Here is a 24,376-nt window from a genome sequence, read left to right on the forward strand (position 1 = left end):
TCTGCTTTGTGCTTATTTTGGTACTTGTGCTTATCTGCTTGCTAATTTAATTTATAATTAATTTTTAAGCCTTCTCTTTGGCGATTAAATGTTGTTCTATTAATCTTGCTCTTCGCTCTATTTGATCGCTGTTTGTTAGCATATTACTCCATTTCTCCTGAGCAAAAATTTGTACTCGATCTAAAGCTTTTAAGTAGGCAGTTAAATGATGATCTGCTACTTGCTTGGATTTTAGCATAGTTACTGCTTTTCTGACCTCAGAGATTACTTCCTTTAAATGCTGCAATAAACTGTAACTAGCAATTAACTCTGACGAACTCTCTAAAATAGTAACTCCTGATATTGCTTCTAAGGTAATATAATCATATATTGGAAATGCTTCCCCTATTGAAGATAGGAAAGATATGTCTGCATTACTAAACTCATTGTTGCTTGCCAGTTTACTCTTTAATTCATCTAGTTTTGTTTTAGCCTTGCCTTGATATGATTGATCTGGCGAAATAACAATATTGCGTCTTATTACTGGATTTAAACAATGAATATTATCACAAGTATAAATTTAGGCAGATTCACCGCCTTTTAAATGAGCAATCCAGCTCTTTTCATCTTGAGCAAGTGACGCAAGAAAATAGACATTATTATCTCGAACTATAATAGTTCCTGTCATTGACATAATGGCATTTCTCATATTTTCAGGAATCCCTGCTTTTTCTGCTGCCTTGATAAAAATATTATAATTATCTAGCATTAGCTCTGGATCTTTATTTTGGATATTCGCTAAAGCTTGTTTCTGCTCTAAATCACTACGACATTTTTTACCGGCAGCAAAATAATCAAAGCCAGAGCTGGATTGTAAATCCTTGCAAACTGATTCTCTCATGGCTGAATCTTTAGGCAAAATGGAAGCGAAAATAGCTTTAGTCATTTCACAATCGCCCTTAGCAAATTGATTCATTTCCATAGCAAGATTTCTTAAATCTTTTAAGGCATTTTCTATTTGCGGAGCAAAGGTCTTAAGGCCCAATGAAAATGCATAAGCTTTTGCTTGCGAGCCTATATTTTTCATCAGCTGGACTAGCTCATCTCCTGAGATAATCGAAAAACTACCAAGATAAGAATCAATACCGCTACAGCTCATGTTTAACGAGGGAGGAGTAATAGAAATCGGATTGAAAGATGTTTTATTAGTTCTGATAGATAACCCTCCTGCCGCATAATAGCCAGCTGCTTGAGTCTGATACGCACCAGGTTTAGTGACATTAACGCTCATGCCTTGAAATACATCCTGTAAATCCCAAGCATAAGATGTTGTTGCTTGTAACAATAAAACTATCATGAGAATATACATCACATGCTTTATATAGATCACTCTTCTAAACTTATTGTTACCAATCATAATCACTAACCTTTAGTCCATTATAGTGCTGAACTATCAATAAAATATTTTTAGCAATTTTATCTTCATTAATAATTCCTCTTGCAACTGGATATATTTGTATGCCGCTGCTATCCACTAAATACAATACCGGAACAAAATTTGTAGGATTAAGACGACTGAGCAACCCAGTATCCCTAGTAGTTTTTATATGTTCAAAATTTTCTCCATCATTGGAGACAAATAACAGCTGAAATTTATATTTATTGGCAAATTCTAGTACAATGGGAGTAAATGCATGACAATACTCACATCCTTGATTTACTTGCAGAATTAATCCCCAATCCTTAGCTAACAATCTTAGTTTTTTGCTGTTTTCTTCTTCTTGCCTTACTTCATATAATTTTTTATGTAAGGAATTTACTGGTTCATCCATGTTTACTAGCTTGTAATCTAATATCGTTGCTAGTTGCCACATGGTAGCAAATTTATGTGATTTTTCTAAAATTTGTTTATGTAACCTTTGAGCAATAATGACATTTTCAAGAGTAGGATCATCTAAGGCTTTGTGCTGTGCTCTATTAAATTCCTTCTTTAAAGCGTCTATCCTTTCATCATAAGGCTCAAGTTCTGGCTCTTGCTTTTTTTTATCTTGAGAAAATTTTAATATTTCTGGCTTGTAAGCATGATCCTCGTTATACCATAAAAACCCTTGAGGTTGTTGCCAAAACTGATTATTTACATTAAATCTAATCATTTCATTTTTATTACTACTATCTAACTCCATAGTACCGGCAAATGCATGATTTGACCAATCATTAATTAATAACAATAAATTAATTACTAATAATATAATAGCTAGTGATGATTTAATTATTGTGTTTACTAGCCACTTCATTATTTTAATAAGATAAATTTGAATCAGTACGATTATTATTAAACCTTTGTTGTTGCATTATAGGCATCTGATTTTTTAGTTGCTGCGGAAAGCTCTTATTCATTTTACTTTTAGCATGATCAAGTAAATCACTAAATAGCTCCTCTAAATCAAATTTAGAAAAATCTATTCTTTGTAACTCTTCTACTGTAAACCCACGACAATTAGCCTGCTGCCCTGTGCCAAAACTAATAGCTAATTGAGCTTTACCTTGCTCTTGAAAAACTCTTGCAAGTTTTGAATTAAAACAACAATAAGTAGATTTTTTAGTAATACATGTCTTAAATATTTTATCTTTCTTGGCACAATATGTCCCAACATAGTAGCACTGACCTTTTGCCCTTTTTAAGGCTAAGGCTTTTTCTTCTGCATTACACCTGCTAAGCCCTAGATCCCGTCCCCAACCTTTGAATCCAGAACAACAATTAAGAAAATTGCCAATATTTACTTTGCGGCAACTGCTGGCATGCCCCTTAAATACTGAAATCGGATTTGTCTGCATATCTTTTTTCATTTCATTTAACATGGCAAGGTGCCCAATACTTGCAATATCATTATTTGGCACAATAGTTGCAGTATGACAATTCCCTCCTAAACAAAACATTTTTGATCCTGCTATAGAGGAGCTAAGCTCTTTTTTCTGGGCTATACATATATAATCTTTGTGCCATTGCAAACAAATACTAGCAGCTTGCTTAACACAATTGCTCCTTGCAAGTTCACAACCTTGCTTCTTTAAATGATCACACCCATATTTTGGCTCACTACTACATTGATAGTTAATTTGCTCACTCCAGCATGGACGATTAACACTATATTGATTAAAAAATAATTTATTACCAGCTTCAAGACATATGCGATTTATTTCATGGCATTCATGTTCTTCAAGCAAAGCTTCTAAATATTTATTTACTATTTGGAAATATTCATCTTTTTCTCTAAATTCCTTGATTTTATCACGATATTTATAAGTAAAAACATATCTATCCCATTTTACTATATCTCTATCCCAGCCTTCAGTTAACGCTCCTTCTCCTTGAGAAGAAATGCCGATATATGTATCAATATGATCAAGAGAAACATTTAACTTACCAGCAATTGCTGCTCTTACATCAAGCATTATTGCTTGATTATTATGCATATGCATGCTGTATATTGTTTTACGCTTACCGAAATGTCTTTTCTTTTTCCAAAAAACAGGATAAAGCCAGTGACGATAACTGTTACTTATCTCAGAACCTGAAAATGCTATACTTCTATCTTGCCAATCTCCCCATTTATCTATTAATTCAGCATCTAGTATAAGATTCCTGATAATATCTATTTCAAATTCTGCCCCTTCACAGCAACTCTTATTAATTTTGGTTTTGAATAGTTTTTCACTAACATTAAGTGCAGTCCCTTCTGTATGCTTTAATGGATCTGCCTCAATCTTAGCTGAATTACTAATTAGGGGATTGTCAGGATTAAGGTCATATTCTTGCATTGCATTTATTTTCTTCAGCTCACTTTGTTGCAGTAATTGCCCTTGTGCAGAGTTATTTAGCATAACACTACCTTGATTTGTTAAGTCTTGATCATTCATTTTACTTAAATTTGATATATTTACCTCTTTATCAAATATTATCTTATTGCCCATTTGATCAGGATTACCAAGCTTAATACTGTGTTCATACTGTCTGGCACTATTATAACTATCCTCCATAGTAGCAGAGTAAGAACTGATTGCATTCATCACTAAAGTAACTAACATAATAATATTAATACTTTGTCTCACATTTGTTCCTCTTGCATTATCTGCAATGCATAATTTAATCCTATATGACCTGCTAGTTTTTTAACTTTGCCTTGGTTATTATCTATCACTACTATCGGTACAGAAGTAATTTGATATTTCTCAAATAGATTTGGATCAATATCAAAGCTAATACCAATTTCATCAGCTTTTGCTTTAGTTTCTAAAAAAGAATTATTTTTTAGACCTTGCATTATAAGTCTTACACCTTTTTGTTCTGCTTCAATATAATAACTCTTTAATGCTGAATTAGGCATTGAAAATGAAACAAAAATATAGATGTTATTATATGTGTTAGGCTCTAACTTAGGCTGTACTATATTATGTAACAATACTGCTGGTTGTGCCAAAGAACTTGTTCCACCTAATATTAGTAAACAAGTTAAAATTATTGCCTTTAAGTTAAATTGCATATCTCTATATTTGTAAATTTAGCTTCTACATCATCATTATAAAATCAAAAGAGACAGCAACTGCGTTTACGCCAAATCAAATAACCAAAATCCTCACCTTTCACTGGGAATTCGCGTGCACCCTGCCAGGTAGTTTCAGTCTCACCAATCTTTTTACAAGAATGAATTGCAGGGATTGGATAAGTCATCTGAAGTCTATACTGGCTCTTTTTGATTATTGGCATTGGATATTTAGAACATAATCCTTCTTTTCCCATATAACCCCAGAGCAATAATTCTCTATGTAACTTAGCCATAAATTTAGCTACTATTAACGCAGAAGTACCAACTCCGTCATTATGAGAGCTAGTCGTACCAGTAAATGGATAAAGAGATCCTTGACATCCCCCGCACCAAAACACCCTATCATTTGAGAGATTACCAGAACTACAGCTAATGCAATCAGCTATGCAAGCACTTTGAGCTGCAATATTGCCAAATAATAAACTTTCAGGATTTAATATAGCAGCCTTGTTATCATCTCCCCATAATGGATCAAATTCAGTTAAATATGCGATATCTACTTGTGACATTTCTAAACAGGCAAAATCAAGTAATAGCTCAAGCCAGTAAATAACCGGATAGATATACCAGTGGACATGATAAAAGCTGCTTCCATCTATATCATCCTTAACACCTTTTTGCATACTGGTACCAAGATTAATGCCTCCAAGACTTACCATACACATCGGAGATTTAGTCACATCAACCAATCTCACCGGCTCCCAAAATCCAATTGGAATTCCGGGCACTGGCATCGGAATTGAAGGCTTAGGGCAAAAACAAACAATTTGCCTTGGGTTATTAGTATCAGCCATAGAACTTGACACAATTTTTACTCCTCCGATAGTAATTGGAAATAAACATTTCCAGCAAACATCAGTGATTGGATTTACAAACCTGCCTACGCAGCCAATCGATGCATAACTATAATTACCAAGCAAAATAATTATAATAAACATTATTAATTGCATTATTACTTGTGTATTTTAGAAGTTATTAAATCTGTATTTGCTTGATAAACTACCTTTGGTTGCTCTGCTATCATATTATTTTTCTCACCTGCGATTAGATATACTACTTCTCCACTAGATTTTACTATTGCTTGCACCCGACCTTGTAATACCTGATCTATTATCTTTTCTAAATTTTTCTTTGCTTCTGGTAATTGCCACTTCTTCATAGATTACCTCCGGATTTTATCAGTTTTTATTCACACCTTAATTTTTACTCAAATACTATAATATTTCAATTAATCTTGATTTCGCTAATTTTAAGTAATTTGCCTTCCTGACAGGCAATAGCCGGTACTGCTTTTATTTTAAAACGAGTAGTAAGCACGCCACCTTGATCAAAAAACACTGGCTTATTTAACTTTTTTGCCAGCTTAATAGGATTGCCACTCGTGAGTACTAATTTTCCTATTTTTGAGTTACTCCACTTAATCTGCTGCTCATCATCTCCATCAATAAATATTAATGGTTCTCCCCAGCTTATTTTCTCTAAAGGATTTACACTTGTTCCAGCTTTTACTATGATATTTCCCGCTTGATCTTTTATATCTGTCTTTTGTATAAAGCTCGGATCATAGTACCAATTTCGGTTTATGCTTGTTTTTGCTAGAGCTAAGATAGCAGTTGGTCTAGAAATTTTTTGCTGTACTTTATTTTTAAATTCTTCCTGCATTTTTCCTAATTTTCCATTTTGCTTTGCTATTTTGAGCCTCGCCATAATTATCTCTAGTAAAGATTCTTCAATAATGGGAAATATATGACCTCTAACACCATAATCTTTAATTGCTATTTTAGAATTATTATTTATGCTTATGTCTAAATTATTATTGTGTGCATTTACATAACTTACCTTCAATATAATTATAAATAAAATAAAGGAGTTTATGGCAATAATTTTTATGTCTAAATACCTTCTCATATTTTCTAATCACTTTAAACCAAGCCTCTCTCGTCCAGTATATTATTGATGGCATCTGTAACGCTCATTCCCGCAATCATTCTATCTTCTATGGCTTGGTAATCCCTAGCATTAGTAGAGGTCAGCATTAGAGTAAATGGATCTAACATTAACCTTGCTACTACTCCGTTAACACTTGTTCCATAAATCGCTGCTTCACTATAATGCGGTGGATTTGAATGAATTGATTGCAGTAAATTTAGCTTCCAATCCTCATCTACAAAACCTGCAAGCTTGGGACTTGCTCTCATTGCTTTAAAGCTCTCAGGATTTTGTTTTAAAATAATTTTATGTGATGAGTTCTCAAAAGCTTTTTCAGCTGCTGATCCTTCCTCTCTAAAGTAATCAGTTAATTGCTGAGTAGCAAGAGTAATTGAGCCGTTATATTTTCTTGCAATTCTACCTGCTTCTTCAATAAATTCTCCAGATCTCTTGCCAGATAGTAATTTCCATGCTTCATCAATCATGATTAGAAAAGGACGCTTCCTATCACCTTTAACCATGCTCTGGTTAATATGAACAATCATGATTTGTACGATCACTGCAAGCAATGCAGGGCTGCTACGTAAATGATCAGTTTCAATTACTACTATATCTGAGCTTAAGGATAATTTTGCCTTACCACTAAAAAACTTGCCATATTGTCCATCTCTGGTGAACGGAAATAACATATTACCAAGTTCCTGTGCGTAAGATTCTTCTCTTTTAAGTAACCAATCTGCTATGTCAGTTATCTCAGCTCTTGCTCCTTTTGCGTGCCACACAGCTATTAAGGCTTTTTGCAGCATTGGTTGCTGCAAATCATTAGTTCCATATTGCGGAGCTGCCATAGTAGCTAGAATCGATGGAAAACTTGCTAGAAAATCTGCCTGTGCTTCAATTGAGCCTTCGCTGCCGTCTGCTGGAATTTCTGAAAATGGATTAATAGAAATAGGATTTTTTACATCAAATTCAATATAATTACCGCCCAGTAACAAACAAGTTCTTTTAAATGATCTCCCATAATCAAGAACAAATACTCGACCGCCAACTCCAAGTACCGACAGCATTGGCTCTTGCATAAAAACCGATTTACCAGAGCCAGGAACTCCTGCTATACAAAGATTAAAATTCTCATTTGGTGTGGAATTAGTATTTTGTCCTAATTTTGCTACCAAAGCACTACCAAAAGGTGACCAATACATAATCTGTCCTCTTCTGCCAACAAGTAGCATCCCAGGAGAGCTAAGATCTCCTTTCCACTCACCAATAATGGGCAGTAATACTTTACTTTCTGCAGCAATAGTTTTGATGCCTCTACCAAGATTTGATAATGCTACTCCTACTCCTGCTATTTTAGGGGATAATATACCTTTAAACTTGTTGCTCAAAGTATTAGGTATAGCTTCAACTAACTGCATAGGTAAACTTGCAAGCAGCACAACTAAATGATCATAGTTGCAAGGGACAAAATACCAACCACTTCTTCTTAAGTATGTACAAAACTGCGATGCTGATACTTTTGTTTTATCAGTATCGCCATACATAATAACATTGAAGTGGATATTGACTACTCTATCGCCATTTTGCAAATTTGCTACTGCTCCTGCTAAATCTTCTGCTTCATGTGCTAAATTTGGAAAAAACTTACCCATACCAGCATTAATATTTCTCTCTAAAGCCTCTCTTTTAGTAATGGCTGCTGTTTTTGCCATCATTTGATTTGATGCTATTTGCAAACCAAAATGCATCAGAAAGTTTGATCTAATATATTCATCTCGCCGCATTTCATTACCTAAAAACAAATCCATGGCTGATAATCGCCACTCTGATGGTCTTTTACTTGCCTCTAAAGATATAAATATTTGCTCGTTATTAAGATGCACAGAATTATCCTCTTCAAACAAAGAAAAATTACCAGGTAAAATCTGCTTCGATAATATCTCATAAGGATTAAGCTCAGGATGCTCTTCTTCATTCCAGCCAAAAATTAAACGCATCAATTTTAATAATAATTTAGCATCCACATCTTCAGTTAACATACCAATTGATTTAAATGTATCTTGCACTACTTCTTTTCTGCGAATCATTTCGTTAATATCAATTGTAAGTATCGGAATAGTAACTGAAATTAATAACACTATATCTTTGATATTGCCTTCTTCTGTCGCTTTATCTTGGAAGAACTTTGCTCTTTTATGACTCAGTTCAGCAAAGATGCCGCACTTTCTATATGATTGCCAGTTATCTAAATATTCCTTTATATGATCACAGCCAATCATCAGTACTTGAAAACTACTGCCTGCTGGTAAATTCTCATCACTTTTGATAAATTCAGCAATCTCACCTTGAGCTAGCAAGCTTGCTCCAACAAGCGGCCAGCCAAGTAATACAAATCCTACTGAAGCCCTATTAAAAAATAAGCCGGAATCCTGATCATATGACTCATAAACAAAATGTTTAGCAAGGCTTGTGCGGGTAAAATCTTTATGGATATCAGCTTGCATTTTTGTACCTCTTAACCTGACGACTGTTTTACTTACTCCCTATCAAAGGTTTTTTTGACGTTTTTTATTGCAGCATATTTTTATGTTATCTTGTTTACTTGGATCGAACATGCCAAGATCTGCCATCTTATTAACCTCATATAAAGATTTACACTTTATACCTTCAGGAATAGGGCAATCAAAGTCACTGCGATATGGCATTAATTTACAGCTGCTAATACTGATAGTAAGTAACAGCAATAATACAATCTTGGATAATCTCTTCATTAAAATCCACCTTCTTGCTCTAGGATGTTATTATTGGCTGTAGATTCTGCATCTAATTGCTGCTGCCAATTCTTATCATCTTTGAGAAATCGTTCTCTTAATTTTTGATTTGTTTTAGAAAAATTATTATTAGCAAAGCTATTAATTCTGTTTGATCTACTTGGATAATTATTATCATTCTGATTGTGATAATTTACTTGCTCAGTAAAATTATCTCTATAGGCTATTAATTGCTTCTCTTCACCACTATCTATTAAATCAAAACCTTTTCTAAATACTACATCTACTATTCTGCCTGATCCGACCACAATTACTGGACTCATACTTTCTGCTCGCTTTATTGCAAAATCAGCTAGCTTTTCTAAAGCATTGCCAGTGCCTGAGTATAGACCTGCTTTTAACGCATCCTGAGCTTTGAGAGCATTTTGTTGACCGGTCATTGGCGATATTGGAAAAATGCCATTAGTTGCCTGATTCTGGAAAAAATGAGCGATGCCTCCAAGTACTCCGTTCAGTACTGCCATTCTTGCTATATCTGAGGATTTATCAACTACTATGCCTTTAATACCAGGTCTGCCATCTTCCCCAATTAACCAACCTTCTACATTCTTCTCTATAATATCTCCTTTATTATTGATCAGCGATACTGTCTCTAAGCGACATTTAGCACGCTCTGATGAAATATCACCGCTACATGAACCAATTAATATTGCTTCTTTTATCTGCTTTGTTTTATAGCCTTTAGAAAAATTTGCTGTATCAACAAGCCTGATCATGATTGGCTCAGGAGAGGAGGCGTTATTGGTGCCAGTGCCAACTACTACTCCGGTAAGAAGTAATCCTCGTGCAAAACTACCAGTAGTAATATAATCTTTCACTTCTTTTTTTATTCTAGAGTTTACTCTTGTAACGTAACGAAATTCTCTTCTCGAGGATGTTAGTGGTGTAGATTTTATTGCTAGCTCTTCTTGTGCCAAGTTTTCTTTTTGCAAATCAAAAGGCAGAGAATCATAAAGTAATGGCTTGTCATTGATGTTATGTTCTAATGATTCTAATTTTTGATTAACCTCATCAATCTTTGATTTACTCTCTAAAGATTTATTTTCTATAACAGTTTCTAATTGGTTTTTTATAGTTCTGACTTCATTTAACACTTCTTCTGTCCATTTTGCCCTTGGATCTACTGCCTTTTCCACTCCTGATATTTCCTTTCTGGTTGTACGTTCTTCTTCTATTAATTTATTTGGCTCGTTGCTATCAGAAAAGTAATAAAATATTAAGGTGATAATTACTCCCAAAGCAGCTAAAGAGACGATAGGTTTAGTTTTGACTCGATCTATCAATTCTAATAACTGTAACTTAACACTAGTGAACTTAGAATATAATTTACTAGTTGCAACGCTATGCTTGTCTGCTATATCTTTTTGATCTTCTTGATCCATAGCTTATTATCCAATTTTATATTTTATCAATACAATCTAGCTATCTACTTAATTTCTAACTGATTTTCATACCAGCAGAGACCCAATCTAAATAAAAACCTAAAATAATACCAATAGCTACAATTGCTCCAGCAAATCGTAAATTTCCCTTTACTACTGCCCAAATGGCAGCTAAAATCGTTGCCCCTGATATTCCTATAGTTTTAAGCTTACCAGTAGAAAGACCGCCAATTTTATCTAATTGCCCCTCTAAACTATTAGCAAATACTATCTCCTGAAATAAGCAACAGCAAAATGTGATTAATACTACGTAACCTAAATGCTTTTTATTAAATATCTTTTTTATTATTTTATTAAACATATCTCTATTTTTTAACCTCTTGCTTTATTTTATATGCGTTATATGCAGGTAAGTTTTGATTAGTTGGATACTTACTCAACTGCTGCGTTTCTGCTGTTTTAAAATTATATTTTAACAATCTGATTGGGCTTGGTTTATCTTTAGTAAAACTTAACAGCAGATCTTGCACTATGCCACTTTCAGCAACTATACTGATGTAAACTTTATTTTTGCCTTGTTGCGGTAAAACAAATATGCATCCTGAATCATGGACTATTATTTCTGCTGCTTCTTTAGGATGTATCATAATATCGTTAATCTTCTCACCTTCGATACTAATCCTGGTTGGAGAGTTTTTTGCTATTTGTAGCTCTAATACAGAATCATCATGTAACATATAACCTATAGCATAAGCATTATTAAAGCTTAACAAAGCCCCAATAAACAATACCAAAATCTTAAGATGCGATTTAAAACTTTTCATGATTATTTTCCTCTTCTTTAATACCAGTTAGCAGCAATAAATGATTAGCTCCTCGCTTGTAAGATAAAAGATATGTCTTATCAGCTGAGATATGTTTATTCTCAGAAAACCAATAACGAAATGTGCCATTTATTAATACTCCATCTTTAGTAATCTGTGTTTTCTTAAGAAAAAATACCGACGATACATTTGAGCCTTTCACAAATTGTAAATGCTCTTTAAAAAACTTATCTAGCTGCTCCGTATTACTAGATACCACTTTTAAATCAGCTATTTGCCTCTCTACCTCCTCAGGTGAAGTAGTAAATAATTCTTTCATTACAAAAACAGCCCATTCTCTTAGGTAAGTTTCATGATAGCTTTTTGATGATACTATCATCCTGCGATCTGGCTCTATGGCTGGAATTAATAACCATTGCTCTTCTTTGGTAATTACTTTGATCATGCTAAGTAAGCAAGTAAGTGCAAGTAACAATGTGATAAACAACAATCTCTTGTTATATTGCACTAATTCCTGAATCGAGCTCTGTTTAAATAAATGATCCATTACTTTTTTCCGATTACTTACCTACCTTTTTACCAAGTAGATTAGGATAAGAAGTAGGAGCAGGTAGCCATTTCTTAGCTACTAAATAACTTCTTAGTACAAAATATTCTGATACTTTCTTAAACTTCTTAAATGTATAGCAGAGCGTAATACCGATAATAATGCACATGACCCCAAGCCTGGCATTACCACTATTAAGCAAAACTATTCCAGGCACCATCCCAAGTAATACGACAAACCATTCATCTAAACTTAAACCCATATATTTTAAGGAAGTAGATAATGACCAGTATAGTCTTTGATTAGAGCAATTATTGTTCATATTAACGAGCTTAATAGACATTACAGATGGTGACATTAACATCCTAATTCGGACATTGCCAGTGGAGTTTTATATCAAAAATAAAAAAACTATTATTTAACTTAAAACTGCGTTAATTTGGAGATAGGATTTTATTTATGACTTGCCGATAAAAAGATTTTTGTTTTTTTTGAAAGCTTTTTATGTTGATGTTATACATATAGCTAAAAAATGAATGGTGATAGTATCCATATAAGATATATTTATAAATTATGAATGATTTTATGACTATATTTTTCTTATAACATCTAATATGTCTTATTTCGTTGTGATGCTAACTTCATTATATGTTTCTTTTTCCTAAATACTATAAATCTCTTATCCCACAAACGAAAAAATTAATCTTGGTTAGTAAGGTTGTTATTGACATGTTCTCTGGATAGCCAATTTTGCAAATACTGTCTTGCTACTATTGGATCATTGATAATAATTACATTTTCTGCATTCTTATAATCTGCATTCTTACTAAAATTAAAGCTACCAGTAATTACTACATACTCATCAATAATCATAACTTTGTTATGGGCAATACCAGGTACGTTATCGATTAATACATCAATGCCTGCTGATTTAATTTTAGACAGTTTAGAATATTTAGAGTATAGATTGCTTTTATCTAATAGGATTTTAACTTGTACACCTCGCTTATGGGCTGCAATTAAGGAATTTGCTATATCAATATCAGTAAAACCATATGCCTGAACATATATAGAGGTGCTCGCCTTATCTATTATCGCAGTGATAACTTTGCTACAACCGGATGGAGGAGTAAAGCATGTATCAATTTTACTAGAAGGCATCACAATTGCTTGTGAATCTTCTGGTATAATTTTATTTGGTATACTCATCTCATCCTGAGTAGAGTGAGTAGTTTGGACATTAGGACTAACTAATAGGTTTAATATACTATGATCTATTGTTATACCTACAGTAATACCTATAATTAGTGAAATAACGATATTACGGATATTGCGCGATTTTTTAGCTAATTTTACTTTATTCTCAAACATAAAATCCGAAAACTGCCATCATTGTTGTACTTTCGGGATCATTGCATCAATTGCCCTTTGTATGTATTCTCTAGCAGTATCATTGGCAAGTCTCGCATAAACTGCAGTTGCTCTTGGATCCATATGATTAAGAAGTTGTCCAATTACATACTGATTTGCTCCAGTCATTGCCATCCAGCTTGGTATTGTTCTTCTTAAATCATGAATCCTTAAATTTGCTATGCCTGCTTTTTTACAAATCCTGCTCCATGCTTTCTTTGGTTCTTGTAGGTGACCACTACTGCTGCTCTCACTTGGAAATACCCATTTGCTAGTAGATTGCTCTTTTCTTGCTTTTAATATTTCTAATGCTTGATCTAACAAAGGTAAAGAATGAGGCTTACCATTTTTAGTTTCTGGCAGATATAATTGTTTGTCAGTAAAACTAACCTGTTCCCATTTCATAGTAAGTAAATTATCTTTACGAACTGATGTATACAAAGCTATTAAGAAAAAATCCTTCATTACTTGGTTTTTCTCATCTGCTATTGCTGTGAAAAATCGTGGTATTTCTTCCCTAGTTAAATAACGATCTCTAGATTGTTCCTGATGTTTCTTTATCCCAATAACTGGATTTATTGTAAGCAATTCCAATTCTATTGCTTTACTAAATACAGGACTTAAAACTTCAAGAAATCTATTAGCTCCATATTTACCAGTTTTAGTTAAATTATTAAACAACTCTTGAATATCTGTTTTTTGAATAGTAGATATTTTTCTATTATATAAATGCCTAGCATATCGATTGACAGAAGCAGCATAATCCTTCCATCTTTTATTATTAATTTTACTGTATTCATCAAGGTATCTGTCACATAAAACTCTTTAAAGGTAGGCTCTTTAGATAATCTAGCTTTTTCTTCTATAGGATTATATCCTTTGGCAATCTCACCCTTTAATTCAGATGCTTTGGCTCTAGCATCAGTAATGGATAGATCAGGAAATACTCCTATTTTGATTCTATGATACTTTTTGCTAAGTACTACCCCTAAATAAAATATTTTACTACCACCGTATGAAACGATTAGCAATAATCCTTTTTCTTTGGTATCTTTATATATATCTCGCTTTTCTTCTGGGGCTTTAATCTCCTGAAGTATCTCTTTAGTAAAAAGTAATGATCTAACTGGCATAATATTACCTACCACAGCTTAACTAAAATATATACTTAAAACTGTAGTATGTTTTAATTGTAATAGCAAATTCTATATCAAATATAATTACTAAAACTGAACTTATTATTACTTCTACAATATAAACAACTAATAATTGTAATTATTTATTCGTAAATTCAAATGGTCCAAGTAGATTGCAAGGTAAAAATTGATAATAAAAATGTAAAATTTTTTTCATGTTCATGGGTAATTTTGCCATGGGCAGGTTGGAAATTTTTCATTAATCTAATACAAGGAGTATTACGGCATTTAATGCCATATTTGACAATAGTTGTGTTATAAACTTCAATGAATCCGCTCTTTTTTAATTCAAGTAAGCATTGTCTTATACGTTCTTGACAGACACCTAGAGACTCTTCAAAGAAATGATAGGTTTCTTGAAGTTCATCGATACTGTTATTGTAGTAGATTTGCAAGCGGAAGACTATAAGAGATAGTAGCTGTCTTGCAGTTTTGCTTAAGATTTTACCATTACTAGAGGAGAGATGATTCCATTCAGGAGGGATAAAATTACCAACAAAATTATAGAAAATAATTGAACTTTGATCACCATGATCATGTGTTACACAATCAGGAGTGAAACGTGAGCAGCATATAGTGTGCATAAGACCTCAACTTAAACATTAGGTTTAATCGAGGTAATAGAGCAATTAAGACACCATTTTTAAAAATGCGAGGAGCATATAAGCAGCATATGGAGTAGGGGGTAAAATTAGCAGATTAAGAAGAGCTTGACTTTATGCTGGTGGGCGATAGGGGATTCGAACCTCTGACCTTTACGATGTAAACCTAAAAGCCACTCTTACCCTATTTTTTTGTTCTTTTCTCATATACTAATTTGTAGCTCATAATCCTAGTATTTAATGGGTTTTCCTTAATTACCATAATTATAGGCTTAACTGTAGTAGAGTTACAATTATTTGTCAATATCTAAAAAATATTACAAATTTGAAAATAATATGTGGATATGATGAGCATATAGTGAGTTCAAATTCATGATCAATTTTTATCTTGAAATATACTTGGACCTTTTGAATTTGATAAAAAATTATAGCAACTATTGGTTATTGAATTGTATGTAGTTAGGATAAATCATCATTTTTTAAAGTATAATTCTATTTAACATAAGATTTGTTTTTCTGAGCAAAGCATACTACAGTTTAATTATATATGAATTAAGCCGTGTGAGGAGTTATGTCAGTTAAATCACTAGTTTTTACTAAAGAGCTACTCCATGAAATTAAAGCCCCACAAGCAAAAAGAGACATATATAAAGATACCAAAGAAAAAGGATTATTGCTAATCGTATCATATGGTGGTAGTAAAATATTTTACTTGGGCACAGTACTTGATAAGAAATATCATAGAATCAAAATAGGTGTATTCCCTGATTTATCAATTCATGATGCTAGAGCCAAAGCATCTGAATTAAAAGGCGAGATTGCAAAAGGATATAATCCCGTAGCAGAAAAGATTAGATTAGCTAAGGAACTGACATTTAAGGAGCTTTATGACAAATACCTTAATGAATATAGTAAAATTAATAATAAAAGATGGAAAGATTATGCTGCCTCGGTAGATAGATATGCCAAACATTTATATCACAAAAAAATATCCACCATTCAAAAAACAGATATTCAAGAGTTGTTTAATAATTTAACTAAAACTGGTAAGTATGGAGCTAATAGATTTCTTGAAGTTTTAAGTCCTGTATTTAGTAAAGCAATAGAATGGGAATTGCTGACAATAAATCCAGTTATTGGCATAAAGAAGCACAAGGAACAATCAAGAAGCAGGTATTTAACTAGAGAAGAAATACCACAGTTTTTTACAGCAATAGCAGGTGAGGAAAACCAAGTAATGAAGGATTTTTTCTTAATAGCTTTGTATACATCAGTTCGTAAGGATAATATACTTACTATGCGTTGGGAACAGGTGAGTTTTGCTGATAAACAATTATATCTTCCAGATACTAAGAATGGTGATCCTCACCGTTTACCTTTACTAGATCAAGCAGTAGAAATATTAAAAGCACGAAAAGAGCAATCTACAAGCGAATGGGTATTTCCAAGTGAGACTAGCAGTAGTGGTCATTTGCAAGAACCAAAGAAAGCATGGAAGAGGATTTGTAAAAAGGCAGGAATAGAAAATTTAAGGATCCATGATTTAAGAAGAACAATACCAAGCTGGATGGCAATGACCGGAGCAAATCAATATGTGATAGGACAACTTCTAAATCATAGAGATCCAAGATCAACAGCAGTTTATGCTAGACTTGCCACTGATACTGCTCGAGAATATATGCAAAAAGCTATAAATGCCATTATAAATACAAAATCTTAAATATATATTAATTGATATGTTTATGTTATAATAACTCCTGTATTAAGTGAGTTCTATAAAAACAGAGATGCTAGAGAGGAAAGTGGTAAAATATTACAACAAGCTTGGAAGTTCCTCTATCTGGACTATTATCATAGAAATAATTTAATACAAAATTATAGCTTATTAAAAATGTAATGAGCTATTAAAAAGCATAATTAAAGAATTATAAATTTATGAATATTAAAGAAAAAGATAAAGTACTTAGCTGTTTTGATGTAGCTAATTATTTTTTAGTATTAGTTGATAGAGAAGCAGGGGATAGTATAACCCAGTTAAAGCTGCAGAAATTAATATATTTTGCTCAAGGCATTCATCTTGCTTTATTTGATAAGGTGTTATTTGAAGAAGAGATCAAGGCTTGGAAACATGGACCAGTAGTACCGGCTTTACGCTCAATATTTGGTAGCTTTAGAGATAATGTAATTCCTTTGCCTGGCGAAATAGATTTTGCTATTTATACCGAGCAACAAAAAAAATTACTTCATAAAGTATATTCTTTTTATGGTGAACATTCAGCTGCTTATTTACGTAATCTAACGCATAGACATTCTATTTGGTATGAAGCTATAGAGAAAGCAGATAATATTATTACTACAGAAAAGATAAAGGAATTTTTTAAAGCTAATATAATAAATGATATTAAAGATTATATTTTATCAATTACTAAGGAAGATATTGCTCAAATAGAAAACGCTGAAGATGGGTGGTGGATGAACTATGATAGTGGTATACCTGCTGAAGATATTACAGAATACCTTTTGAAGGTAAAGAAGAAAAAAGAAGGTAATAAAAGTTGAAAGTCACTTGGTCTGATTAAGCCCTAGAGCAGTTGCAATTTTGGAAACGTACCAACCCCAAAATGAGTAAACGTATTAGGCTTTTAATAGATAATATTAGTCTCACCCCTTACACCGGAATAGGGAAACCTGAACCTTTAAAATATGAATTAAGTGTTTTTTGGTCTAGAAGGATAGATCAAGAACATAGATTGATATATTTTGTTAATGAAAAAAATCAAACTATAGAAATAGAAAGTTGTAGAGGACATTATTAATTTAGTTTATGCCTTAAAATAAAAAGCTAAAGCTCTATTTTCGATACTAACTTATCTTAAAAAATGTCAATTTAAATTAGCTTTATTATTCAAAAAGAATTGCACCGGCACATTTTCACTATTTTCTACAAGAAAACGATAATATTGTTTTGCAAGATCCACAGCATCATAACTACAGCAGGACTGAATAGCAAGTTTTAAACATTCTAATTTTAACTCTACATCACTTCTAAACATACACAACTCACCAATAATTTATTTCATTAATATTATCAAAATTACTGCTAGTTATCAACAAATTCATGGATAGAGCTATAGATTCTATCTCCAGATATCCACAGTTTTAGATGAATTACAGTTTTTTTTATTATGGCTTAAAACTCCACTGGCAATGTAAAAATTAGGATGTTAATGTCATCATTAGTAAAACTTATCTATTAATGGAAATATCACTTAATTAATATGAATAATAATTGTGCTAATCAAAGATTATATTGCTCACTCTCTACTCCCCTAAAATATATGGCCTTAAGCTTAGATGAGTGGTTCATTATCTTACTTGGTATAGTACCTGGGATAGTGTTACTAAATAGCGGACATGCTAAGCTTGGGATGATATGCATTATAGCTGGTATTGTACTTTGCTATACATTTAAAAAGTTTAAGAAAATATCAGAATATTTTATACTTAAGAGTTATTTAGTAGCTAAGAAATGGCTATATGCTCCTACTTCTTATCCTAATCTACTTGGTAAAAAGGTAGGTAAGTAATGGATCATTTATTTAAGCAAAGCTCCATACAAGAACTTGTTAAATATAATAAGAGATTATTGCTGATCACATTGCTGCTTGCAGTTACAAGTCTACTTGGAATGATGAAAACAGTTAGCACGGAAGAAAAATGGTTATTAATTCCGGCAATAGAGCCAGATCGTCGTATGATAGTATCATCCAAAAGCTATCATGAAACATATCTTAAAGAATGGGCAGTTTTTGTAATGAAAGAATTATTTACTACTTCGCCAGAAGGAGTAGAGAGGCAAATAGCGGATATGAAGGTGGTCTCTAGTAATACAGAGCCACTAGATAAGTTTTTTAAAGAACATTTAAATTTTGTTAAAGGATCTAATATTTCATCGGTATTTTTTCCTAAAAAAGTAAAAGTTATTGAGGATGGAGTATTAATTAACGGAACATTTCGTTATTGGTTTTCTGAGAATAAGCATATAGCAGCTGATAAAACTTATTTGTTAACCTACAAGCGAGGAGTAAATCATTTATTATTACTTACAGGTATTAAGGAAGAAGAGGTAAATAAGCAATGAAAAGTTTGCAGTCAGAGTTACAGATATTAGTAGTTTTTGTTGGCATAATGCTTGCAAGCTTTAGTAGTAATACTTACGCTATAGGTTATATGTTACATGCTGATTCTTTGTTAGAGCTGCAAATAGCAAAAGATGCTCCAACTAGGATTAATATAGAAGGAGAAAAGATTAATGATCTCTTTATTCATCCGCAGGAAGCTGCAGAAATAGTTGTGCATGATTCGGGCTGTTTATTTATTTTACCGCAGCAAGATAAAGTAAAGCTTTACTTAACCCTAATTGGGGAAAATGGCACGATCCAAGATTTAATGCTTAATTTTACTAAAAGCAAACCAGCACCGATTAGACTCATTAAGTTTGATTTAGAAAAAGAAGTAACAAAGTTAACTAATAACAAAGAAGAGAAGCATCATGAATGTAAAAAACAAAGATGTAATAGAAAAAGAAAATAATAAACAGTATTTAAGGATAATATATAATTTATTGCCGCTATTATTAATTTTTTGTGTAAATGTAATACTATCTGAAGTTGCTTTAGGAGAAACATTAGAGGGGCAATTAGATAGGATTGGTGGGCTATCTACTGGTAAACTAAAAACTATCGGGATATCAGGGGCAACGATTTTATCCTCAATCTGGGCAGTGGTCAGGGGTAATTTAAGACTTGCTGGAGCAATTGTAGCTATTGGTATTATTTTAGGGTTTTATTTAGAGTGGGTCTCTAGCGGGATGAAAATCAGTTAGATAATTAGGATATTGATTAAAAGCAATGGATCAAGAGTTCAATAAGCAAAAAGCAGTACAAGGTAAAGCAGCAAATCATAAATTACCATCTGCATTTAGTAAAAGATTATCATGGCTTATAGAGATAATTAAACACAGACCATTAGTGACGTTGGCTTGCATAGGAGTAATAATGGTTTTGGTATTTTATGGATTGTCAGAAAGTGAGGTAAAAACTTCCCGAGGTTTACAAGAAGATAGACAATCAAGGGAAATATCCGGAATAGAAAAGGCCATAGATCCAAGAGCTAAATGGACTGCAGAAATATTAAATGAAGTTAAAAATATGCAGAATCATTTAGAGAAGCTAATCGAGAATAAATATTTAGAAACTAAAACTAAAATTGATAATTTTAGTCAAAAGTTAGAATCATTAGAGAACCCTCTTAAAGAAACTATATTATATGATGGTAATGATTTTAACAATAATCACAAGATAGAAGATTTATTAGATAATAACCTTGAGCAAAGCATTGCTGCTGCTCCTACTGCTGCAGTAAAAAGATTACTTGGTTATGTAAAAAGAGCTGATGTGGAGCTCAAAAAAGATTTTATTACTACTGGAAGTTTTGCAAGAGGGGTGCTGCTTACTGGAGTGGTAGTTGGAACTGGCACTAATAATGCCGCTTCGCCTGAACCCATAATGATAAGGCTTGTTGATACAGCTATTTTTTCTAAAGGATATAAAACGGAGCAAATCAAAGAAGCAATTTTAATTGGTTCTTGCAGCGGGGATATTTCATCGGAGCGGGCTAAATGTCGGTTAGAGACAGTGTCACTGATAAATAATCAGGGAGATATTATAGAGAAAAAAGTAGAAGGATGGTTAATAGGTGAAGATGGTAGACCTGGAATTAAGGGAATAGTAGTTGATAGATCATCAGATGTCGCAAGAATGGCGGTGCTTAACGGCGTACTTGGAGGGATAGCACAATTTTTCCAGAATCAGGCAAGCAATGGCATATTTCCTGTGTCACCGATTACCGGTCAGCAAAATGCCTTAAAAGCTCAGGATTCTCTAAAAGCTGGTGTTTATGCCGGTACCGGTAATGCTTTAGAAAAGCTTGCTGATTTTGCAATTAAACGGGCAGAGAGCATGAGTCCAGTAATTGTTGTAGCTTCAGGTAGAGTAATAGATGTAGTATTTAGAAAAGGTTTTAATTTAAGAGAAAATAAAGAGGCTGCTAAAGTAGATAGATTACTGCCGCCAACTACTACTGATTATTCGCAAAAGGCAGCAAATTATAGTAATTATCAAAATTATTCTGGAAATAAAGTGACTAGTTTTGCTAATAAAAAAACTAAATTGCAAGAACGTTTTATTAAGAATAATGATGATTATGAGATGACAGACATTGATTTGCAGTCAGAACAACAATATCCGGGTAATTTTTAATGAATAATAAAGTAATTAATCTGCTTTTGTTATTAATGTTAAGCTTTATCGTTTCTGGTTGTAAATTGATGCCATATAGGAATGATTTTGATTGCCCTATTCCTCAAGGATTAAAATGTCAGTCTTTATATGAAGTAAATAAAATGGCCGATTTTGATATGTTTAATCCAAATAATAATAAGCCTAATTTTAAATCGAGATGCTCTACTAGATGCTTTGGAGGGTATAATAATGACATCAGGAATTGATAAAGATTTTGCTCGGGAAAGACTAGCTAAACATTTTGTTTATGAATCATATGATGAGGAGAGTAGCTTGTTTTTTAATAGGGCTTCAGTAGGATTTGTCCTGCTTGGCTGGCCGTTAGTTGGAACAAGCTTGCAAGCACAAGGGGAGATAGCTGAATTTTTAAAAAGTGATGAGAATTTACCGGCAGGAAGTAGTTTTCAAATATTGATGATTGGCTCTGATCATATAAGAGAATATCTAGATAACTGGCAATTACATAGAAAAGGTACAATCTTTGCTGAGCTTAGCAGTAGAAGAACAAAATTTTTAGAGCAAAAAGCAAAGGAAGAGGGAAATATCAAAGATGTAGTTTTATTAATTTCAGTAACTATTCCGACTTTAGAGATTGATATTAATGAGATGACTTGCAGAAGAGAAGTGCTGCAAGATACATTTAAATCAATTGGGCTTGCTACTTACAATGTTGATGCAACATTGCTATTAAAATTTATCAGGATAATCTTTGGCTGGAGAGAAGAAGAACATCCTGAACTTAATCCTTATGAAATATTATCTGAGCAGATTTTACCTGGTAATTTTTCTTTATATGAACAGGAAGATTATGTAAGTTTTAATGATAATCAAATATTTATAAGCTTAGAGGCAGGTAAAAGACCGCTTGAGTGGCGATTATCAGCCATGGATTTGTTTTTAGGTAACGCACTAAGACGAGATGAATATATTAGAGCAAATTTTTTAATTCATTTTGGTTTGCAGATTATACCAAATCAGTTAGTGGCAAAAACAACAGCAATTACAAAAAGAGAAGCTTTAGAGAGAAATATTAATGCTGGAATGGGTAAGTTTTTTCCTAACCTACAGCTAGAGGCACAAGATTTAGCAGGAGCAGTAGCAAGCTTGCAAAGCGGCGATAGAGTAGTAAATATCCACTTAAATGTCATTATGTGGGATAAGAAGAACAAAGCCAAAGGGTCAGCATCACAGTTTTGCTCACATATGCGAAGAAGTGGCTGGTATTTTGTCCCTTGTAAATATGATCATTTAGCGGTGGTACTTGCTAGTTTGCCGATGCAGTTAGTTGAAGCAGCACCAAATTCTTTAGTAGGTAAATTTAATAGATTCAATAACATATTTAATAAAAAGACTCAGGGAGTTGGCGTAGCATTATCAAATCTTGGTAGAGGAATAAGGACTATTGCTTCAGAAAGTAAGGTGTTACTGCCTATTATTGGTGAATGGAAAGGGGATTTAAGCTCTCCTGGAATGCTGCTTACTGGTAGAAGAGGACAGATAATGTATTGGTCTCCTTTTGGTTCAGCATTAATTGGTTCAAATTTATATAGCACAGCTGCAGCTCCAAATGAAAATTTTAATCTTTGTATAGCAGGAGTACCAGGATCCGGTAAATCAGTGTTTATGCAGGAGTTAATGCTATCAATTTTGGGTATAGGCGGCAAAGTATTTGTTCTTGATTATGGTAGATCATTTAAAAGAACCTGTTTGCTACTGGGCGGTAATTATATTGAATTTGATGTAAAAAATCCTATTTCTATTAATCCATTTTCAGAAATTCCAGCAGGCGGCAGCGAAGACTCAATTGAAGCACAAGCAGATTTTCTTGCAAGTTTTCCATCGATTTTAGCGACCATGGCAGCTCCTCAGTATGGAACTAATGATTTGCAGCAACCAATGCTGCAAAAAGCCTTAATAGCTGTTTGGCAAGCAAAAGGAGCAAGAGCTGAGATAACTGACATAGCAGATTGGTTGCTTAAAAGAGAAGAGTCTTACTCGCAAGAACTTGGTAATATGCTATTTCCATTTACCCGTGATGGGCAATATGGCAAGTTTTTTAGTGGTAAGGCAAAATTATCACTAAATTCAGATATAGTAGTAATTGAAACTGATCATCTTCGTAGTAGCCCGGCACTACTTGCAGTAATTGTACAAATCATGATTGTTCATATTAACCAGAGCATGGTTAAAGGTGATAGGAAGCGTCCCTTTCTAATCATGATTGATGAAGCATGGAAATTACTATCTGGCAAGAGATCTGGAGAATTTATTGAAGAAGCAGGAAGAATAGCTAGAAAATACAACGGCTCAATAACGCTTGCTACTCAGCAATTAACTGATTACTTCAGGGAAGCAGGATCGGCTGCTGAAAAAGCTTTTGAGAACTCATCACATAAAGTGATTCTTAAGCAAAATCCTGAGAGCTTTAAAGCAATGAGAGCTAACCCTAAGCTTGCAGGTTTTGTAGATGAGGATTGGAAGCTAAATTTACTGCAATCAATTCATTCAAATCCACCGCATTATAGTGAAGCAGCGATTTATGGACCTAATGTCCATGGAGTTGTAGCAAGGTTAATGTTAGACCCATTTACGCTGATGCTAACATCTACTAATGCTAGGGATTACCAAGTCATAGAAGATAGAATGATTGCAGGAATAAGCGTTACAGATGCCATCAATAATATATTGGACGAGCGAGGTTTGGTTTAAA

General features: G+C 33.1%; 25 protein-coding genes and 3 pseudogenes. 10 read left to right on the forward strand and 18 right to left on the reverse strand.

The window, feature by feature from the left end:
- Nucleotides 1-64: 64 nt before the first annotated feature.
- From C4Q30_RS00320 to C4Q30_RS00400, 17 genes and pseudogenes are all read right to left on the reverse strand, one after another.
- Nucleotides 65-1,396: pseudogene (locus tag C4Q30_RS00320) on the reverse strand (conjugal transfer protein TraH).
- Nucleotides 1,386-2,276 carry a conjugal transfer protein TraF gene (locus C4Q30_RS00325; protein ID WP_103896853.1) on the reverse strand — a complete coding sequence of 297 codons (891 nt, stop codon included), beginning with the start codon at nucleotides 2,274-2,276 and terminating at the stop codon, nucleotides 1,386-1,388. Before C4Q30_RS00325 ends, C4Q30_RS00320 begins: the two are co-directional and overlap by 11 nt.
- 1 nt (nucleotide 2,277) lies before the next feature.
- Complete coding sequence (locus tag C4Q30_RS00330) at nucleotides 2,278-4,065, reverse strand: conjugal transfer protein TraN (RefSeq protein ID WP_209445180.1); 1,788 nt, start codon at nucleotides 4,063-4,065, stop codon at nucleotides 2,278-2,280.
- Between the two features lie 20 nt (nucleotides 4,066-4,085).
- A complete protein-coding gene (locus C4Q30_RS00335) occupies nucleotides 4,086-4,520 on the reverse strand; it encodes a TrbC family F-type conjugative pilus assembly protein (RefSeq protein ID WP_103896855.1) in 435 nt (144 codons plus the stop codon).
- A 44-nt stretch (nucleotides 4,521-4,564) separates the two neighbouring features.
- Nucleotides 4,565-5,533, reverse strand: a complete 969-nt coding sequence (gene traU, locus C4Q30_RS00340) for a conjugal transfer pilus assembly protein TraU (protein ID WP_103896856.1) — start codon at nucleotides 5,531-5,533, stop codon at nucleotides 4,565-4,567.
- A 2-nt stretch (nucleotides 5,534-5,535) separates the two neighbouring features.
- Entirely contained in the window at nucleotides 5,536-5,742 is a 207-nt protein-coding gene (locus tag C4Q30_RS00345) for a type II toxin-antitoxin system prevent-host-death family antitoxin (RefSeq protein ID WP_103896857.1), read from the reverse strand.
- Between the two features lie 65 nt (nucleotides 5,743-5,807).
- Nucleotides 5,808-6,491, reverse strand: coding sequence for a type-F conjugative transfer system protein TraW (gene traW / locus C4Q30_RS00350; protein WP_103896858.1), 684 nt, complete (start codon nucleotides 6,489-6,491; stop codon nucleotides 5,808-5,810).
- A 14-nt stretch (nucleotides 6,492-6,505) separates the two neighbouring features.
- The gene (locus C4Q30_RS00355) at nucleotides 6,506-9,016 is read right to left on the reverse strand and encodes a TraC family protein (RefSeq protein WP_103896859.1); all 2,511 of its coding nucleotides are present in this window, start codon (nucleotides 9,014-9,016) and stop codon (nucleotides 6,506-6,508) included.
- 42 nt (nucleotides 9,017-9,058) lie between these two features.
- Nucleotides 9,059-9,283 (reverse strand): conjugal transfer protein TraV, encoded by a 225-nt coding sequence (locus C4Q30_RS00360; protein ID WP_103896860.1) that lies wholly within the window; start codon nucleotides 9,281-9,283, stop codon nucleotides 9,059-9,061.
- Complete coding sequence (locus C4Q30_RS00365; RefSeq protein ID WP_103896861.1) at nucleotides 9,283-10,725, reverse strand: TraB/VirB10 family protein; 1,443 nt, start codon at nucleotides 10,723-10,725, stop codon at nucleotides 9,283-9,285. The genes C4Q30_RS00360 and C4Q30_RS00365 overlap by 1 nt, the downstream gene beginning before the upstream one ends.
- A gap of 55 nt (nucleotides 10,726-10,780) precedes the next feature.
- On the reverse strand, nucleotides 10,781-11,086 hold the full coding sequence (locus C4Q30_RS00370; protein ID WP_245207378.1) for a hypothetical protein: 306 nt from the start codon (nucleotides 11,084-11,086) through the stop codon (nucleotides 10,781-10,783).
- 4 nt (nucleotides 11,087-11,090) lie between these two features.
- Nucleotides 11,091-11,549 (reverse strand): TraK domain-containing protein, encoded by a 459-nt coding sequence (locus C4Q30_RS00375; RefSeq protein ID WP_103896862.1) that lies wholly within the window; start codon nucleotides 11,547-11,549, stop codon nucleotides 11,091-11,093.
- On the reverse strand, nucleotides 11,536-12,096 hold the full coding sequence (locus C4Q30_RS00380) for a TraE/TraK family type IV conjugative transfer system protein (RefSeq protein ID WP_103896863.1): 561 nt from the start codon (nucleotides 12,094-12,096) through the stop codon (nucleotides 11,536-11,538). Before C4Q30_RS00380 ends, C4Q30_RS00375 begins: the two co-directional genes overlap by 14 nt.
- Before the next feature lie 13 nt (nucleotides 12,097-12,109).
- Nucleotides 12,110-12,418: a hypothetical protein gene (locus C4Q30_RS00385; RefSeq protein WP_103896947.1), complete on the reverse strand. Its 309-nt coding sequence runs from the start codon at nucleotides 12,416-12,418 to the stop codon at nucleotides 12,110-12,112.
- A 377-nt stretch (nucleotides 12,419-12,795) separates the two neighbouring features.
- Nucleotides 12,796-13,467 carry a phospholipase D family nuclease gene (locus tag C4Q30_RS00390; protein ID WP_103896864.1) on the reverse strand — a complete coding sequence of 224 codons (672 nt, stop codon included), beginning with the start codon at nucleotides 13,465-13,467 and terminating at the stop codon, nucleotides 12,796-12,798.
- Nucleotides 13,468-13,485: 18 nt separating this feature from the next.
- Nucleotides 13,486-14,654, reverse strand: a pseudogene (locus tag C4Q30_RS00395) (tyrosine-type recombinase/integrase).
- A gap of 194 nt (nucleotides 14,655-14,848) precedes the next feature.
- Nucleotides 14,849-15,286, reverse strand: a pseudogene (locus C4Q30_RS00400) (hypothetical protein); the annotation flags it as partial.
- A gap of 589 nt (nucleotides 15,287-15,875) precedes the next feature.
- On the opposite strand from C4Q30_RS00400, the gene C4Q30_RS00405 reads away from it, so the two are divergent.
- The 3 genes from C4Q30_RS00405 (at nucleotide 15,876) to C4Q30_RS00415 (ending at nucleotide 18,120) form a co-directional block, all read left to right on the forward strand.
- Complete coding sequence (locus C4Q30_RS00405) at nucleotides 15,876-17,024, forward strand: tyrosine-type recombinase/integrase (RefSeq protein ID WP_103896866.1); 1,149 nt, start codon at nucleotides 15,876-15,878, stop codon at nucleotides 17,022-17,024.
- 215 nt (nucleotides 17,025-17,239) lie between these two features.
- Nucleotides 17,240-17,863, forward strand: coding sequence for a Panacea domain-containing protein (locus C4Q30_RS00410; protein WP_103896867.1), 624 nt, complete (start codon nucleotides 17,240-17,242; stop codon nucleotides 17,861-17,863).
- A gap of 32 nt (nucleotides 17,864-17,895) precedes the next feature.
- On the forward strand, nucleotides 17,896-18,120 hold the full coding sequence (locus C4Q30_RS00415) for a Txe/YoeB family addiction module toxin (protein WP_198913011.1): 225 nt from the start codon (nucleotides 17,896-17,898) through the stop codon (nucleotides 18,118-18,120).
- 66 nt (nucleotides 18,121-18,186) lie between these two features.
- Here the strand turns inward: C4Q30_RS00415 and C4Q30_RS08685 are convergent, their stop codons facing one another.
- Nucleotides 18,187-18,357 carry a hypothetical protein gene (locus C4Q30_RS08685; protein WP_198913012.1) on the reverse strand — a complete coding sequence of 57 codons (171 nt, stop codon included), beginning with the start codon at nucleotides 18,355-18,357 and terminating at the stop codon, nucleotides 18,187-18,189.
- A 225-nt stretch (nucleotides 18,358-18,582) separates the two neighbouring features.
- Between C4Q30_RS08685 and C4Q30_RS00420 the strand changes: the two genes are divergently transcribed.
- From C4Q30_RS00420 to C4Q30_RS00450, 7 genes are read left to right on the forward strand one after another with little or no spacing between them, the layout of a single operon-like run.
- The gene (locus C4Q30_RS00420) at nucleotides 18,583-18,891 is read left to right on the forward strand and encodes a hypothetical protein (RefSeq protein ID WP_103896868.1); all 309 of its coding nucleotides are present in this window, start codon (nucleotides 18,583-18,585) and stop codon (nucleotides 18,889-18,891) included.
- Entirely contained in the window at nucleotides 18,891-19,445 is a 555-nt protein-coding gene (locus tag C4Q30_RS00425) for a TraE/TraK family type IV conjugative transfer system protein (RefSeq protein ID WP_103896869.1), read from the forward strand. The genes C4Q30_RS00420 and C4Q30_RS00425 overlap by 1 nt, the downstream gene beginning before the upstream one ends.
- Complete coding sequence (locus C4Q30_RS00430) at nucleotides 19,442-19,897, forward strand: hypothetical protein (RefSeq protein WP_103896870.1); 456 nt, start codon at nucleotides 19,442-19,444, stop codon at nucleotides 19,895-19,897. Before C4Q30_RS00425 ends, C4Q30_RS00430 begins: the two co-directional genes overlap by 4 nt.
- Complete coding sequence (locus tag C4Q30_RS00435) at nucleotides 19,857-20,189, forward strand: hypothetical protein (RefSeq protein WP_103896871.1); 333 nt, start codon at nucleotides 19,857-19,859, stop codon at nucleotides 20,187-20,189. The genes C4Q30_RS00430 and C4Q30_RS00435 overlap by 41 nt, the downstream gene beginning before the upstream one ends.
- A gap of 25 nt (nucleotides 20,190-20,214) precedes the next feature.
- Entirely contained in the window at nucleotides 20,215-21,624 is a 1,410-nt protein-coding gene (locus tag C4Q30_RS00440) for a TraB/VirB10 family protein (protein ID WP_103896872.1), read from the forward strand.
- Nucleotides 21,624-21,872, forward strand: a complete 249-nt coding sequence (locus C4Q30_RS00445; RefSeq protein WP_103896873.1) for a conjugal transfer protein TraV — start codon at nucleotides 21,624-21,626, stop codon at nucleotides 21,870-21,872. Before C4Q30_RS00440 ends, C4Q30_RS00445 begins: the two co-directional genes overlap by 1 nt.
- On the forward strand, nucleotides 21,856-24,375 hold the full coding sequence (locus C4Q30_RS00450) for a TraC family protein (protein ID WP_103896874.1): 2,520 nt from the start codon (nucleotides 21,856-21,858) through the stop codon (nucleotides 24,373-24,375). The genes C4Q30_RS00445 and C4Q30_RS00450 overlap by 17 nt, the downstream gene beginning before the upstream one ends.
- The last annotated feature ends 1 nt before the right edge of the window (nucleotide 24,376 follow it).

The sequence above is a fragment of the Rickettsia fournieri genome (assembly GCF_900243065.1).
GTDB lineage: Bacteria > Pseudomonadota > Alphaproteobacteria > Rickettsiales > Rickettsiaceae > Rickettsia > Rickettsia rickettsii.

Coding starts and splice junctions, on each gene's coding strand:
- C4Q30_RS00330 (WP_209445180.1), bottom strand. CDS start 4,065: ATGTTAGTTACTTTAGTGATGAATGCAATCAGTTCTTACTCTGCTACT.
- C4Q30_RS00335 (WP_103896855.1), bottom strand. CDS start 4,520: ATGCAATTTAACTTAAAGGCAATAATTTTAACTTGTTTACTAATATTA.
- traU (WP_103896856.1), bottom strand. CDS start 5,533: ATGCAATTAATAATGTTTATTATAATTATTTTGCTTGGTAATTATAGT.
- C4Q30_RS00345 (WP_103896857.1), bottom strand. CDS start 5,742: ATGAAGAAGTGGCAATTACCAGAAGCAAAGAAAAATTTAGAAAAGATA.
- traW (WP_103896858.1), bottom strand. CDS start 6,491: ATGAGAAGGTATTTAGACATAAAAATTATTGCCATAAACTCCTTTATT.
- C4Q30_RS00355 (WP_103896859.1), bottom strand. CDS start 9,016: ATGCAAGCTGATATCCATAAAGATTTTACCCGCACAAGCCTTGCTAAA.
- C4Q30_RS00360 (WP_103896860.1), bottom strand. CDS start 9,283: ATGAAGAGATTATCCAAGATTGTATTATTGCTGTTACTTACTATCAGT.
- C4Q30_RS00365 (WP_103896861.1), bottom strand. CDS start 10,725: ATGGATCAAGAAGATCAAAAAGATATAGCAGACAAGCATAGCGTTGCA.
- C4Q30_RS00370 (WP_245207378.1), bottom strand. CDS start 11,086: ATGTTTAATAAAATAATAAAAAAGATATTTAATAAAAAGCATTTAGGT.
- C4Q30_RS00375 (WP_103896862.1), bottom strand. CDS start 11,549: ATGAAAAGTTTTAAATCGCATCTTAAGATTTTGGTATTGTTTATTGGG.
- C4Q30_RS00380 (WP_103896863.1), bottom strand. CDS start 12,096: ATGGATCATTTATTTAAACAGAGCTCGATTCAGGAATTAGTGCAATAT.
- C4Q30_RS00385 (WP_103896947.1), bottom strand. CDS start 12,418: ATGAACAATAATTGCTCTAATCAAAGACTATACTGGTCATTATCTACT.
- C4Q30_RS00390 (WP_103896864.1), bottom strand. CDS start 13,467: ATGTTTGAGAATAAAGTAAAATTAGCTAAAAAATCGCGCAATATCCGT.
- C4Q30_RS00405 (WP_103896866.1), top strand. CDS start 15,876: ATGTCAGTTAAATCACTAGTTTTTACTAAAGAGCTACTCCATGAAATT.
- C4Q30_RS00410 (WP_103896867.1), top strand. CDS start 17,240: ATGAATATTAAAGAAAAAGATAAAGTACTTAGCTGTTTTGATGTAGCT.
- C4Q30_RS08685 (WP_198913012.1), bottom strand. CDS start 18,357: ATGTTTAGAAGTGATGTAGAGTTAAAATTAGAATGTTTAAAACTTGCT.
- C4Q30_RS00420 (WP_103896868.1), top strand. CDS start 18,583: ATGAATAATAATTGTGCTAATCAAAGATTATATTGCTCACTCTCTACT.
- C4Q30_RS00425 (WP_103896869.1), top strand. CDS start 18,891: ATGGATCATTTATTTAAGCAAAGCTCCATACAAGAACTTGTTAAATAT.
- C4Q30_RS00430 (WP_103896870.1), top strand. CDS start 19,442: ATGAAAAGTTTGCAGTCAGAGTTACAGATATTAGTAGTTTTTGTTGGC.
- C4Q30_RS00435 (WP_103896871.1), top strand. CDS start 19,857: ATGAATGTAAAAAACAAAGATGTAATAGAAAAAGAAAATAATAAACAG.
- C4Q30_RS00440 (WP_103896872.1), top strand. CDS start 20,215: ATGGATCAAGAGTTCAATAAGCAAAAAGCAGTACAAGGTAAAGCAGCA.
- C4Q30_RS00445 (WP_103896873.1), top strand. CDS start 21,624: ATGAATAATAAAGTAATTAATCTGCTTTTGTTATTAATGTTAAGCTTT.
- C4Q30_RS00450 (WP_103896874.1), top strand. CDS start 21,856: ATGACATCAGGAATTGATAAAGATTTTGCTCGGGAAAGACTAGCTAAA.